Source organism: Aquimarina sp. 433 (assembly GCF_054054605.1).
This window is the reverse complement of the sequence record NZ_JBSWZK010000003.1, coordinates 528,287-541,424: the sequence shown is the minus strand read 5'-3', so window position 1 is coordinate 541,424 and position 13,138 is coordinate 528,287. Positions and strand designations below refer to the sequence as shown.

Here is a 13,138-nt window from a genome sequence, read left to right as displayed (position 1 = left end):
GGCAAATATAAAAGAGAATATGAATTATTGACAATAAAAAACCACATCTATAAATGATGTGGTTTTTTTACATTCTTCTAAAAATGCTTCTACTCTAAAACTCTCTATTTGCATCAAAAGCTTCTAAATAGTCTTTAACTCTTTGTACAAACTGCCCTCCTAATGCTCCGTTTACTACTCTATGATCATATGAGTGAGATAAAAACATTTTATAACGGATACCAATAAAATCTCCATCAGGTGTTTCAATTACTGCAGGCACTTTTCGAATTGCTCCTAATGCTAAAATAGCTACTTGAGGTTGATTAATAATCGGAGTTCCCATAATACTACCAAAAGTACCTACGTTGGTTACTGTATAAGTCCCATCTTGAATATCATCTGGCTTTAATGCATTGTTTCTTGCACGATTCGCTAAGTCGTTTACAGCTTTGGTCATCCCTACCAGATTCAACTGATCTGCATTTTTAATAACTGGTACGATAAGATTTCCATCTGGTAAGGCAGCCGCCATTCCTAAATTAATATTCTTCTTTTTGATAATAGAATCTCCTGAAACTGAAATATTAATTAATGGGAAATCCCGAATTGCCTTAGCAACGGCTTCCATAAATATAGGAGTAAACGTTAGTTTTTCTCCTTCCCTCTTCATAAAGTCACCTTTTACTTTATTTCTCCAATTCCAAATATTTGTAACATCAGCTTCTATAAACGACTGTACATGCGCTGAAGTTTGTACAGATGCTACCATATGATGAGAAATCAATTTACCCATTCTGGTCATCTCGATAATTTCATCATCTCCACTAGCCACCACTGGAGTTGCTTTTGGAGTTTCTTTCTTTGGAGCTGGAGCAACTTCTTTGGCAACTTCAGTTTTAGGTGCTGCAACTACAGGAGTTGTTTTTCCAGCTTTTCGATCTTCAACATATTGTAAAATATCATTCTTCGTTACCCTACCATCTTTACCAGTTCCCGAAATACTTTCTAATTCTGCCACCGAAATACCTTCTGCAGAAGCTATATTTTTTACCAATGGCGAATAAAACTTTGAACTTTCGGAATAGTCTGTTGTTGTATTTGTGGTAACTGCTTCTTTAACTTCAGCAATATCATTTTCTATAACCGCTGCCGCTGCTTCTGGAGCTGCGACTTCTTGAGGAGTTTCTGCTGGAGACACATCAACACTACCTTCTCCCTCTGTCTCTATAATGGCAATTGTTTGACCAACTTTTACTACATCATCAACTTCGAAAAGTTTTTCAACCAATACTCCTTCTACTTCACAAGGCACTTCACTATCCACTTTATCCGTTGCAATCTCCAATACTGCATCGTCCATTTCGATAGTATCACCAACCTCTTTTAACCAAGTTGTTATCGTTGCTTCTGCAACACTTTCACCCATCTTCGGAAGTTTAAGCTCAAATTTTGCCATATTCTTAATCAAAGGTATTTATTAGTTATATTTTTTGCGAAATTAATAAAATTAAAGCTCTTAGATTATTTTTTCTTTATTAAAATTTATTTAAAAAGTGATTACCTCTCCTTTTCCATCACTAAAATCACTTCCTAACATAAAATCACATCCTTTGGGAATGATCTTAAAGGTTATATTCAAATTCTTTAATTGCTGCATTTCTTCAATAATCTCTCCAAAGCTTACAAAATCATTGTCAAAGATAAGTTCGTTATTACTATATCCCAAATCACGAGCGGATTCCAAAGAAGTAAATTGCACTTCTTTTTGCAAAGCGTTTATAAGTCGCACTCTTATCTCATTATTTTCAGATACCAAATAATAGCCTTCGGTTATTTTATTTTCTCTATGATAATTTTTAAAAGATTCCACTATCGAAGTAAGCCTAATCCCAACTGAAACCATCGTATCCAACAGCCAATTACTCTTGAAGTGTTTTCGATAAAATAATCTCATCGCTCCGTAAAAATGTCTTATATATTCTGCATTTCGATCTGTACTTTCACCTTTGTAATGAATCACAGGGATCGAACCTAAATAATAATTTTCTAATCCCTTTCTTCTAATTTTATAGGAAAGATCAATATCCTCTCCATACATAAAATAATCCTCATCAAAGCCATATACAGATTCATAGACACTTTTCTTAACAAAGATAAATGCTCCTACGAGTATATCTACATCACCAATATCCGTTTCAGAAATATGATTAGCATAATAATTTTTAACCTTACCAAACTTAATTCCAAACAGGTGTTTAAACGACGTCAAAGGGGAAGGCACATTACGTTTACTCTCTGGTAAAAAACTACCATTACCATCAAGTAACCTGGGCCCCACCATTCCCATATGAAACAGTTTCTCTGACATTGAAAGAATATTAGAAAATGTATCTTCAGCAACTACCGTATCTGGATTAAGAATACATAAATATTCTCCCTTTGCTAGCGCAGCGCCTTGATTATTTGCTTTAGCAAAGCCTACATTTTCTTTGTTTTCTAAAAGTATAATATCTGGAAAACGTTCTTTTATAATTTCACAACTATTATCTGGAGAGTTATTATCTATAACAATAATTTCAGCATCTAAATTTTTTGTAGCCTCCTGTACACTAAGAATGCAGAGCTCCAAAAAATAACGTACGTTGTAGTTAAGAATGACGACTGATAGTTTCAGGGGATAGTTTTTTAATTAGGTAATATTTTTCAAGAACTTTTCAAAGCATTTTCGAAAGGAATTCGATTTATGATACTTCTTCCTAACGTAACCTCATCTGCATATTCTAGTTCATCATTTACACCAATTCCCCGAGCAATCGTAGCAATTTTAACTTCCACACCCTCTAATTGTTTATAAATGTAAAAATTCGTAGTATCCCCTTCCATAGTCGCACTAAGTGCAAAAATCAATTCATTGACCTGTTCGTTTTTAACCTTTTCGATTAAAGTATGAATTTTTAGATCCTGAGGACCAATCCCATCCATTGGACTAATTTTTCCTCCTAAAACGTGATATACCCCTCTATATTGTCCAGTATTTTCTATTGCCATAACATCTCTAATATCTTCCACCACACAAACGATATCTTGTCTCCTATTAGGATTGCTACAGATATCGCATATCTCAATATCACTTATACTATGACAGTTTTTACAAAACTTTACATCTTCCCTTAAAGTACCCAATGCTTTTACCAATTGTTGTGTTTGATTATTAGGTTGCCTTAAAAGATGTAAAACTAATCGTAATGCAGTTCTTTTACCAATTCCTGGCAACTGAGACATTTCATAAACTGCGTTCTCCAATAATTTTGATGAAAACTCCATAGCGATACAAATGTAATAAAATAGTCTTTGAGTTTGTTTATTTCTATACTATATAGAATATATCTTAAATTTTATTACGATATTATATTAACAGCTCAGCATTGAATTACCCTAACACTTATAAATTCCAATACTAAAATACTCATCGCTATTCATTACTTTTACCACAAAACATCAAACCATGCTTGAATCACTTTCCGAAGAAACCCAATTGGTATTGCTTGTTATTGGAATTGCAGTATTATTTTTCGTTGTTCGCTGGAATTCTGCCAGAAACAAAAGAAAATTATACCAACGAGACGGTAGAGATTTTAGGAAAAATTATTTTAAGAAGAAAAAGAAATGAGTTTTCCATGGTTTTGGATCGCAGTAGGTATTGGAGCAATATTTGTTTAACTGAATATCAAAAAAGCTAAGCGAGATATTTCGAATTATAAAGAGGAAAATCAAGAAAAAACAAATGAAAATATACACAAAGACAGGAGATAAAGGTACTACAGCGCTTTTTGGTGGTACTAGAGTTCCAAAACATCATATTCGTATTGACAGTTATGGCACTGTAGATGAACTAAATTCTCATATAGGACTTATCAGAGATCAGAAAATTGATGAACTTAGTAAAAATATATTGGTAAAAATTCAGGATAGGTTATTTACCGTAGGAGCTGTTTTAGCTACCGATCCCGAAAAAGCTATTTTAAAGAGCGGAAAGAAAAGACTAAATATCCCTACTATTTCTTCTGAAGACATTACGCTTTTAGAAACAGAAATGGATCGTATGAATGAATCTTTACCGCCAATGACACATTTTGTTTTACCTGGAGGACACCAAACCGTGTCATTCTGTCACATTGCACGCTGTGTATGTAGAAGAGCTGAGCGTTTAGCAACTGCTTTATATGAAATATCACCTTTTGAAGAGACTACTTTACAATACTTAAACCGACTATCTGACTATCTATTTGTACTGGCACGAAAGTTGTCACACGATTTACAAGCAGAAGAGATAAAATGGATTCCTCAAAAAGATTCTTAAATGCTCTACAGCTTTAAAAATAAATTAAGGGTAATACCCAAAAAATCACGTTCTTATAATTATTGTTTAAATAATTAATTTTTTACTTGACTTTTTAAACTAAAAAATTATTTTTGCAAAAAAATTAATACCAGCAGCATATGTATTGGACTTTAGAATTAGCATCTTATTTAAGTGATGCACCTTGGCCAGCAACCAAAGATGAGTTAATTGACTATGCAATTCGTACGGGAGCACCGCTGGAGGTTGTGGAAAACCTACAATCAATTGAAGATGAAGGAGATTCGTATGATTCTATAGAAGAGATATGGCCAGATTATCCTACCGACGAAGATTATCTTTGGAATGAGGATGAATATTAAAAAAATATTTAAATAGTACTAAAAGTCTCGCAAGAGGCTTTTTTTTTGCGTAAATTACGCCCTTCTCTAGGCTTACCAAAGCCCAGTGAAGCATTGTATAATATTGCCTGTAAGGCACAGAGATTACCACAAATTCAACAAACCGAAATAGTATCTAAAATACTATTAGATTATGTAACAAATTGAATCTTATTGTATATCTCAAAATAAACACATAACCATAAATCAATCATGGGAGTTTTAGATTCTGTATTAAAAGTATTCGTTGGAGATAAATCCAAAAAAGATATAAAAGAAATTCAACCGAAAGTTGAATTAATAAAAAAAGCAGCAGCAGGCATTGCTGCTCTTTCTGACAATGAACTACGCGAAAAAACGGTAGAGTTCAAAAAGTTTATTAACGATGCACGTGCGGATATCAATGCTAAAATAGACTCTCTAAAAGAAGAAGCAGATGCTACAGAAGATATCGATAGAAAAGAAGATATCTATGGAGAGATTGATAAACTAAAGAAAGATGCCTATGAAGCGACCGAAAAAGCATTGAATACCATTTTACCAGAGGCTTTTGCTGTGGTTAAAGAAACGGCTAAAAGATTTGCTGAGAACGAAACGATAACCGTTGAAGCAACTGCATACGATAGAGAACTATCAGGAACCAGAGATCATATCACCTTAGACGGAGATCAAGCTATCTGGTCTACTAGTTGGGATGCTGCCGGTAAAGAAGTGAAATGGGATATGATTCACTATGATGTGCAGTTAATTGGCGGTATCGCTTTACACGAAGGAAAAGTAGCAGAAATGCAAACTGGAGAAGGTAAAACGTTAGTAGCTACCTTACCAGTATACTTAAATGCATTGTCTGGTAATGGTGTACACTTAGTAACGGTAAATGATTACCTAGCACGACGTGATAGTGAATGGATGGCACCGATTTTTCAATTCCATGGATTAACGGTAGACTGTATTGATAATCACAGACCAAATTCTGCAGAACGAAGAGCTGCTTACAATGCTGATATTACTTACGGAACAAATAATGAGTTTGGTTTTGATTACCTAAGAGATAACATGTCTCACGCACCAGAAGATCTAGTACAAAGACCTCATAATTATGCTATTATTGACGAGGTAGATTCTGTATTAATCGATGATGCTCGTACTCCTTTAATTATTTCTGGACCTATTCCGAAAGGAGATATTCACGAATTCAATGAGCTAAAACCAAAAATCGCAGATATTGTTTCTGTACAACAAAAATATTTAACGTCTGTTCTAGCCGAAGCTAAAAAGTTAATCAAGGAAGGTAACACAAAAGATGGTGGTTTTAAACTTTTGCAAGTTTATAGAGGGATTCCTAAGAATAAAGCTTTAATCAAATTCTTAAGTGAAGAAGGAGTAAAAATGCTACTTCAAAAAACTGAGAATTTCTATATGCAAGACAACAATCGCGAGATGCATAAAATTGATGCTGATCTGTACTACGTGATTGAGGAAAAAAATAACCAAATAGATCTTACCGATAAAGGTGTTGACTATCTTTCTGGTAAGGATGATCCAGATTTCTTTGTACTTCCACAGATTGGTATGGAGATCGCTAAAATAGAAAACCTTGGTCTCTCTAAAGAAGAAGAAGCTGAAAAGAAAGAAGATCTGTTTAGAGACTACAGCGTAAAAAGCGAACGCATTCATACTTTACGACAATTATTAAAAGCATATTCATTATTCGAAAAAGATGTAGAATATGTAGTTATGGATAACAAAGTAAAAATCGTAGATGAGCAAACTGGTCGTATTATGGATGGCCGTCGATATAGCGATGGATTACATCAGGCAATAGAAGCAAAAGAAAATGTAAAAATTGAAGATGCTACACAGACTTTTGCTACAGTTACCTTACAGAACTACTTTAGAATGTATGGTAAACTATCTGGTATGACGGGAACGGCAGTTACAGAAGCAGGAGAACTTTGGGAAATCTACAAACTTGATGTAGTAGAAATTCCAACAAACCGACCAATTGCAAGAAAAGACAAAGAAGACTTAGTATATAAAACAAAGCGTGAGAAATATAACGCAGTGATTGATGAAGTTACTGAGTTAGCAAGAGCAGGAAGACCAGTATTAATTGGTACTACTTCTGTAGAAATTTCTGAATTGCTAGGTAGAATGCTTACAATTCGTAAAGTACCCCACAATGTATTAAATGCAAAACTTCACAAAAAAGAAGCTGACATTGTAGCAGAAGCAGGAAATCCTGGAGTAGTTACTATCGCTACAAATATGGCTGGTCGTGGAACGGATATTAAATTAACCGACGATGTAAAAGCTGCTGGAGGTCTAGCAATTATTGGTACGGAACGCCATGACTCTAGACGAGTAGACAGACAGTTACGTGGTCGTGCTGGTCGTCAGGGAGATCCAGGAAGCTCTCAGTTTTATGTATCTCTAGAGGACAATCTAATGCGTTTATTCGGTTCTGAACGTATCGCAAAGATGATGGATAGAATGGGATTAAAAGAAGGTGAAGTAATCCAACATTCTATGATTTCTAAATCTATTGAGAGAGCACAGAAAAAAGTAGAGGAGAATAACTTTGGTGTACGTAAGAGATTATTAGAATATGATGATGTAATGAACGCTCAGCGTGAAGTAGTATACAAACGACGTTACCACGCCTTATTTGGAGAGCGCTTAAGAGTAGATCTTGCCAATATGATTTATGATACTGCAGAGGTGATTACAGAATCTAACAAGAATGCTCAAGATTATAAGAACTTTGAATTTGAACTGATACGTTATTTTTCTATGAGTAGCCCTATAAGTGCTAACGAATTTGAAAAAATGGATACCCAGAAGATTGCTGGAGAAGTTTACAAAGCAGCTTATGAACACTATCAGGATAAGATGAAGCGTAATGCGGAAGCAGCTTATCCAGTGATCAAACAAGTATATGAAGACCCATCAAGCAATTATGAACGTATTTTAGTTCCTTTTACAGATGGCGTTAAAAGTCTAAACGTTGCTACTAATCTAGAAAAAGCATATGAAAGTGAAGGAAAGCAACTAATAACAGACTTTGAAAAGAATATCACTTTAGCCATTATCGATGATGCTTGGAAAACACATCTTCGTAAGATGGATGAATTAAAACAAAGTGTTCAGTTGGCAGTACACGAACAAAAAGATCCTTTGTTAATCTACAAGTTCGAAGCTTTTGAGTTGTTTAAGGCGATGATTGAAGATGTAAATAAAGATGTGATTTCATTCTTATTCAAAGGAGAATTACCAACTGGTAATACACAAGATATTTCTGAAGCTCGACAGGTACGTAAAAAGGAAAAATTAGAAACTTCTAAAGAAGAAATTCCTAATATGGATGAACGTGCTGCGCAAAATAGAGCAGCAGGACAAACTCAACAACGTCCACAAGTAACGGAAACTATCACTCGCGACCAACCAAAAATAGGACGTAATGATAAAGTTACTATCAAACACGTGATGAGTGGAGAAAATAAAACTGTAAAATACAAACAAGCAATCCCATTAATCGAAAAAGGAGAATGGGTACTTGTGAATGAATAAGTAAGTATTAAACAATAAAGAAAAAAACTCCCTTAGAAATGATATCTGAGGGAGTTTTTTTTGAAGCTAATTTCTAAGCCAAAGATTTTTTATACATCGTAAAGAATAAAAATGGAAGGTATCCCACTGCAAAAATAAGTCCTCCTGCCAGTAATAACACCTCTGCTCCCATCCAATGCATTACTTTAAATAGACCCGCCAAACCAACGACAACGGCTGAAACGCAACCAAGAATGATTTTTAATCGTTCTGATAGATTTTTTGCGATTGTTACTTTATACTTATCTATAGTTACCATAGGAACAAAAATTAATAACAATACTAAAAAACCTGTCATCAATAACATGTTAGCACCTGGGTACCATAGTAGTTTAAATACGATCCCTGTTGTTAACGTCAGTGATCCAATAAATCCAATTAAATACATCAGTTTTTTCATCATAATAATTCGTTTTGAGTTTAATAAAAAAAATGTTTTCTTTTCTAAATCAATCAATCCATTCGGTGCCAGATCAAACACAGCGTCCTTTAATGACTGATCGAATGTTTTTCCTGCTCTAAGATCACTCTCTACTACACAGCATAGATGATCAAGAATATCATCTCTTAGAGATACCAACCTAAAGTCTTGCATGTCTACAAATTCTTCGATTCTTTTTTCCTGCTCTTCATCTAATCTCATATGACATCTAGTTTTGGAAAAATTACCTTATTCAGGGTCTCCATAAAGTTCTTTAACTCCTCGAGATAGTTCACTTTTTCTTCTTCTCCTTTAGTGGTTAACAAGTAATACTTTCGTACTCTTTTACCCACATATTCTTCCTCACAAGACAATAAACCATCTTTTCGCATCTTCTGAAGTGCAGGATATAAAGACCCATCTTTCAACAATATTTTACCATCAGACCTTTCCTTTACCTGTTGAAAAATCTCATACCCGTACATTCTTCCTTTTTCTGATAAAAGATTAAGAATGATTACCGACAATGTTCCTTTTAAAAGTTCTTTTGAATACATAGTTCAAATATACATAAAAAAACAATACATCATAATTCTATGTATTATTTTTATGTTTTGGAAATATTTATAGCAGATCATCCCCGCAACCATCTGGGCAATTTTGAATCTTATAACAAACAATCAATCATGAAAAAACTATTTTCCTTACTTATACTATCAGTAATTACAATTTCTTGCAATAATGACGATGAGTATACTGAAATCACCAAGATTAAGGTACATCATTATATGGATACTGGTTTTGTTACCTTTTTTGGAGATCTTGGGGTGATTAACTTAATTCAAGAAGGAGATCAGATAGGAGAAGAAGAATTTCAAAACAGCTATCAAGGAATTAGAGGCTTTGAGTATGAGTTAGGCTTCACATACGAATTAATGGTCAGTAAAACACATATATCAGATCCTCCTCAGGATGGTTCTAGTATACGAATGGACTTACTTAAGGTTTTGTCTAAAACACCTGCTTCTATCGAAACAGAATTTAAAATTCAAATGACTCTTAATTCTAATATAGATACTTTTTTCAATTGGGTAGAAGTAGATCAGGAAAACAACTTTTATTTAACCAACTCCAATATTTCAATAAACTGCGGGGATTTATGTTCAGAGTTATTAAACCATATTAACAATCAAGAACAAATAACTGGGGTGTTTACACATGGTGAAGAAGACTCCTACATCTTAAAAGAAATAATAAACGAATAACAAGCTAAAAACCTTTATAAAAAATCAAAGCGGACTGAAAATCAATCCGCTTTAATTAATGGATCCTAGATCCTGTTTCCCCCCACTTTTACAGATTTTTACAAATCTGTAAGTGTATTTTGACTTTCTGTAAACTTTTCAACAATTACAGAAGCTCCTTTACTATTTTCTAAAACATACAATCCTACAGGTAATTGACTTAAATCGATTACGTTAGTAGTTTTTGACAATACGTGTACCGTATCTTTTACTTCGAATAACTTTAATTTATCCCCATCTTCAAAATCTATCACCTCAATAACATCACCATTTCTTTCAATAGCTAATAAGTTGTCATTCTTATTTACATATGTATTGATAAATTCCTCTTCTACATTTACATCCTCTTCAGCCACTAATTCACTATCAGCCTCCACTACAAAATCTTCTTCCATAGAAACAACTGCTCCATCTATAATAAGTTCTTCTTCCTGACGGTCAATGATTACAGACTTTCCTTCGTTATTCTCTAACACATAAGATCCTATTGGTAATTGACTTAAATCAATAAAAGAGTATGATTTAGATAAGATATGATCACCAGACTCTAATTCAAATAATTTAAGCTTGTCTCCGTCTTCAAAATTAAGAACTTCGATCGTCATACCATCCTGCTGAACAGTAAGCTTATTATCTTCGTTTGCAAAAATCGTTAGTGATAAAAATAGACTGAATATTAGGGCTGTAACTTTCATTTTATTTGGGGGCTTTAAAGTTAAATTATTACGGCTTTACCATACAAGTATAGTTCAAAATATCTGTGCCACCAACTAGAAATCAGACTTTTAGATCAAATAGCTCGAATTTTCGTTCAAATACAAAAATATTGTTAAAAAAAATATAAATAACTGATTTCCAATTATTTAAAAAACTAAAAACGAAATAAAACTGTTTAACGACATTGTTTAATCGTTTAAAAACACAAATTTCTTCCTACAAATCATCATAGATTTAAAAAATTGAAAAAATAATTAACAAAGCATTTACATACTTTTCAGGTAGTTTATTGGCCAAATCGAACTCAAAACTGTGAATTATCTTTATCTAGAAGTCTTAGATCTTTAATAACAAATTAGGGTCAGGACAATTCTCTAGATAGAAGTCTAGATCTATTTTATTAGATACACCTGGATAATCACCCTTCTTATCCTGAATATCTTTTATAATTTGAAAATGTAAATGAGGGGCATAGTCACCATTAACTTCTGCAGATCCCAATTGTCCAATCACTTCACCTTGTTTAAAACTTTGACCGATAGTGAGCTCTTCTATCGATTTTTCACTTAAGTGACCATACAACGTATAAAAGGTAATAGTTTGAATCGTATGCTCTAAAATAATCGTTGGACCATAGTCACCAAAGTTTTGATTATTCTTAAAACTATGAACCTTTCCTTCTAAAGGAGCTAACACATCTGTTCCAGCATCACACCAAACGTCTAATCCCAAATGAATATTTCTTTCGGTTTCAGGATCTTGTTGATTAAAATGTTCGCTCCTGTTATAAATTCCTCTTTTTTCATTATACCCACCAAAAGCAACTGATGCCCTGTGTGTCTTTAAATACTCATTTATAAATATCTCGAAGGCAGCAGAAGAAGAAACATCTATTACCTTTAGAGATGGATTATCTAATGATAAATCTATGGGAGCATAGTGTTCTTTAGAAAACTGCGCATTAACTACTGGAATGAAATTTTGAGAAAGTGTGTTTATAAATTTAGAAAATGAAGTTTCAATCATGATTAGCTTTTTGTGTTTTTGGTGTTTTATAAATCCAATGTTTAGGTAATTGTTTTAGCAATGCTTTCCTAAACTGATGATAATCGACTGTTATGGTATGCCTGGGAGTATCAATTTGTCTGTAATGTGGATGTGTAATTTCCTTTTTACATAGCTTACTGATATTCGAAGGCATTTTCCATGTTCCTGTTAAATAGTTAGCTAGTAATTTACTTTGTAATTCTGATCCAGGCCAGATACACCCTAAAGGTTGAAACATTCCTACAAAAAACAAATTATGATACGTTTCATGAAACATCTTTAAATACAAGGGAACAGCTCCTGAACTATAATCAATAAATGAAGAATCAAAAAACGGATGCTTTAATATATATCCTGTACATGCAATAATAGTATCAAAATCCTCTTTAGTTCCATCTTTAAAGGATACTGTTTGCCCATCTACCCTATCAATATCTACTTTTGGATGCACTTTTCCATGTCTTAATTTATATAAAAGCTCATCATTAATTGTTGGATGTGTTTCTCCGAATTTAGTTTTAACTTCTTGTAGCCCATACAATTTATTACTACCAAGCATTATTTTGAGCAAGATATCATTAAACCAACTTCTGATCCTAACTGGAAGCCAAGCTGACCTTGCTCCCACAACGTCTGAAGGCAACCCAAAAAAGAACTTAGGAATAATACGATAACCTCTTCGCCAGCTAATAGCAGTAGTTTTACTAACTCTACTTGTCTCTACTGCTACATCGCAAGCCGAATTACCACCACCAATAACAAGAACTCTTTTATTTGTAAAAGGAGCAGCCTTTTTATAAGCATGAGAATGGATAAAATCACCAGAAAACTTTCCTGGATAATCTGGAATTCTAGGAACAGAATGATGCCCGTTACAGACTACTAAATCTGTAAACTTTTCTAATCGTTCTTTTCCGTTTTGAACAATCGAAATATTCCATTGCGTTTCATTTATTCTTTTACAATGCTTTACTTCAGTTTCAAATTCTATAAAAGGATACAAATCAAAATGTTTGGCATACGCCTGAAAATATCTTCTTAATTCATCATGTGAGGGATAATCCGCTACTGTGGCATCAAAATCATCAAAAGTAAAATCTTCGTATTGTGATAAGGTCTTGGAGCTAATGATATGAGTAGTTTCGAAAACACTAGAATGACTTATATTCTCAGAAAAGATCCAATTACCACCCACATCCAGATTGCGATCATATACTACAACCTCAAGATCTTTGTCCTTTAAATTTTTTAGCGCTGTTATTCCGCTAGGACCTGCACCAATAATACATATTCTTCTTTTCATACTTTAAGCTAACTA

At 33.5% G+C, this 13,138-nt stretch carries 13 protein-coding genes; 5 read left to right on the top strand and 8 right to left on the bottom strand.

Annotated features, from left to right (window positions below; translation table 11 throughout):
• Positions 1-94: 94 nt before the first annotated feature.
• From ACWNT5_RS08955 to recR, 3 genes are all read right to left on the bottom strand, one after another.
• The gene (locus ACWNT5_RS08955; protein WP_299606696.1) at positions 95-1,438 is read right to left on the bottom strand and encodes a dihydrolipoamide acetyltransferase family protein; all 1,344 of its coding nucleotides are present in this window, start codon (positions 1,436-1,438) and stop codon (positions 95-97) included.
• Positions 1,439-1,528: 90 nt separating this feature from the next.
• The gene (locus ACWNT5_RS08950; RefSeq protein WP_456517189.1) at positions 1,529-2,638 is read right to left on the bottom strand and encodes a glycosyltransferase family 2 protein; all 1,110 of its coding nucleotides are present in this window, start codon (positions 2,636-2,638) and stop codon (positions 1,529-1,531) included.
• Positions 2,639-2,685: 47 nt separating this feature from the next.
• Entirely contained in the window at positions 2,686-3,306 is a 621-nt protein-coding gene (gene recR / locus ACWNT5_RS08945; RefSeq protein ID WP_299606693.1) for a recombination mediator RecR, read from the bottom strand.
• A gap of 181 nt (positions 3,307-3,487) precedes the next feature.
• On the opposite strand from recR, the gene ACWNT5_RS08940 reads away from it, so the two are divergent.
• From ACWNT5_RS08940 to secA, 4 genes are all read left to right on the top strand, one after another.
• Positions 3,488-3,652 carry a hypothetical protein gene (locus ACWNT5_RS08940; RefSeq protein WP_299606691.1) on the top strand — a complete coding sequence of 55 codons (165 nt, stop codon included), beginning with the start codon at positions 3,488-3,490 and terminating at the stop codon, positions 3,650-3,652.
• 114 nt (positions 3,653-3,766) lie between these two features.
• A complete protein-coding gene (locus ACWNT5_RS08935; RefSeq protein ID WP_299606689.1) occupies positions 3,767-4,342 on the top strand; it encodes a cob(I)yrinic acid a,c-diamide adenosyltransferase in 576 nt (191 codons plus the stop codon).
• A gap of 140 nt (positions 4,343-4,482) precedes the next feature.
• Positions 4,483-4,704, top strand: a complete 222-nt coding sequence (locus tag ACWNT5_RS08930) for a DUF2795 domain-containing protein (protein WP_006989959.1) — start codon at positions 4,483-4,485, stop codon at positions 4,702-4,704.
• Between the two features lie 231 nt (positions 4,705-4,935).
• Positions 4,936-8,292 carry a preprotein translocase subunit SecA gene (gene secA, locus ACWNT5_RS08925; protein ID WP_456517138.1) on the top strand — a complete coding sequence of 1,119 codons (3,357 nt, stop codon included), beginning with the start codon at positions 4,936-4,938 and terminating at the stop codon, positions 8,290-8,292.
• Positions 8,293-8,365: 73 nt separating this feature from the next.
• On the opposite strand, the gene ACWNT5_RS08920 is transcribed toward secA, so the two are convergent.
• Positions 8,366-8,974, bottom strand: a complete 609-nt coding sequence (locus ACWNT5_RS08920; RefSeq protein ID WP_456517137.1) for a hypothetical protein — start codon at positions 8,972-8,974, stop codon at positions 8,366-8,368.
• Positions 8,971-9,309, bottom strand: coding sequence for a PadR family transcriptional regulator (locus ACWNT5_RS08915; RefSeq protein WP_456517136.1), 339 nt, complete (start codon positions 9,307-9,309; stop codon positions 8,971-8,973). The genes ACWNT5_RS08920 and ACWNT5_RS08915 overlap by 4 nt, the downstream gene beginning before the upstream one ends.
• Before the next feature lie 129 nt (positions 9,310-9,438).
• Here ACWNT5_RS08915 and ACWNT5_RS08910 point away from each other — a divergent pair, with 129 nt between their 5' ends.
• Positions 9,439-10,017, top strand: a complete 579-nt coding sequence (locus tag ACWNT5_RS08910) for a DUF4377 domain-containing protein (RefSeq protein WP_456517135.1) — start codon at positions 9,439-9,441, stop codon at positions 10,015-10,017.
• Positions 10,018-10,115: 98 nt separating this feature from the next.
• Here the strand turns inward: ACWNT5_RS08910 and ACWNT5_RS08905 are convergent, their stop codons facing one another.
• From ACWNT5_RS08905 to ACWNT5_RS08895, 3 genes are all read right to left on the bottom strand, one after another.
• Positions 10,116-10,751 carry a hypothetical protein gene (locus ACWNT5_RS08905; protein ID WP_456517134.1) on the bottom strand — a complete coding sequence of 212 codons (636 nt, stop codon included), beginning with the start codon at positions 10,749-10,751 and terminating at the stop codon, positions 10,116-10,118.
• A 358-nt stretch (positions 10,752-11,109) separates the two neighbouring features.
• A complete protein-coding gene (locus ACWNT5_RS08900) occupies positions 11,110-11,799 on the bottom strand; it encodes a peptidoglycan DD-metalloendopeptidase family protein (protein WP_456517133.1) in 690 nt (229 codons plus the stop codon).
• On the bottom strand, positions 11,792-13,123 hold the full coding sequence (locus tag ACWNT5_RS08895; RefSeq protein ID WP_456517132.1) for a flavin-containing monooxygenase: 1,332 nt from the start codon (positions 13,121-13,123) through the stop codon (positions 11,792-11,794). The genes ACWNT5_RS08900 and ACWNT5_RS08895 overlap by 8 nt, the downstream gene beginning before the upstream one ends.
• Positions 13,124-13,138 lie beyond the last annotated feature (15 nt).